Annotated in this window: 2 protein-coding genes; both read right to left on the minus strand. The window is 54.2% G+C overall.

Annotated elements, in window-relative coordinates:
* A partial coding sequence (locus WBY09_RS19845; protein WP_287446871.1) for a GTP-binding protein occupies positions 1-129 on the minus strand: 129 nt, incomplete at its 3' end.
* A gap of 28 nt (positions 130-157) precedes the next feature.
* A partial coding sequence (locus WBY09_RS19850; protein WP_336233680.1) for an elongation factor G occupies positions 158-1,394 on the minus strand: 1,237 nt, incomplete at its 5' end.

Raw genomic sequence — 1,394 nt, forward strand, 5'->3', positions numbered from 1 at the left:
CGAAGCGCCACCGGCTTCTGCCAGAACTTTGGTGATTGCTGCGGTCAGCGTGGTTTTACCGTGGTCAACGTGGCCGATGGTGCCAACGTTAACGTGCGGTTTTGTACGCTCAAACTTTTCTTTAGCCATTTCTAACTCCGTTTATTCTAGCTGGCCCTTAGCCGGCCGATTTGGCTTTGACTTCGTCCGCAACTGCCTGCGGGACGTCGGCATAATGATCGAACTGCATCACGAACTGGGCACGGCCCTGGGACATGGAGCGCAGCGTGTTGACGTAACCGAACATGTTCGCCAGCGGTACGAACGCGTTAACAACGCGTGCAATACCACGGGAGTCCATGTCACGGACCTGGCCACGACGGCTGTTCAGGTCGCCAATGATGTCGCCCATGTATTCTTCCGGGGTCACTACCTCGACCTTCATGATCGGCTCGAGCAGCTTCGGAGAAGCTTTTGCCAAACCTTCGCGGAATGCTGCGCGAGCAGCGATTTCGAAGGCCATGACGCTCGAGTCAACGTCGTGGTATGCACCGTCCGTCAACTTGATAGAGAAGTCGGTTACAGGGAAGCCTGCGATCACACCGCTCTGCAGCGAGCTTTCGAGACCTTTCTGCACGCCCGGGATGTATTCCTTCGGAACGTTACCGCCAACAACGGTATCGGAGAAGGAGAAGCCCGAACCCGGTTCACCCGGGGTGAAGGTCAACTTGATACGTGCGAACTGACCCGAACCACCCGACTGTTTTTTGTGGGTGTAGTCGATATCGACTTCTTTCGAGATCGTCTCACGGTAAGCAACCTGCGGCGCGCCGACGTTTGCTTCGACTTTGAATTCACGCTTCATACGATCGACAAGAATGTCGAGGTGAAGTTCGCCCATACCAGAAATGATGGTCTGGCCGGATTCGTGGTCGGATTTAACGCGGAACGACGGATCTTCCTGTGCAAGACGTGCAAGGGCGAGACCCATTTTTTCCTGGTCGGCTTTCGATTTCGGCTCAACAGCGATTTCGATAACCGGATCCGGGAATTCCATACGCTCGAGAATGATCGGCTTGGCCGGGTCACAAAGGGTATCACCAGTGGTGGTGTCCTTCATGCCAACCAGAGCAACGATGTCGCCCGAGCATGCGTATTTGATTTCTTCGCGGTTGTTTGAATGCATAAGAAGCATACGGCCGATACGTTCTTTTTTCTCTTTAACAGAGTTCAGAACATACGAACCGGCATCCAGAACACCGGAATAGATACGAATGAAGGTCAAGGAACCGACGAACGGGTCGGACATGATCTTAAACGCAAGAGCCGAGAACGGTGCTTCGTCGGTCAGCGGACGGGTATCCGGCTCGTCTTCGGTGTTCGGCTTAACGCCACGAACATCGTCGATGTCATCC

Origin of the sequence: Thalassospira sp. CH_XMU1458 (genome assembly GCF_037027205.1) — a bacterium.
Classification (GTDB): domain Bacteria; phylum Pseudomonadota; class Alphaproteobacteria; order Rhodospirillales; family Thalassospiraceae; genus Thalassospira; species Thalassospira tepidiphila.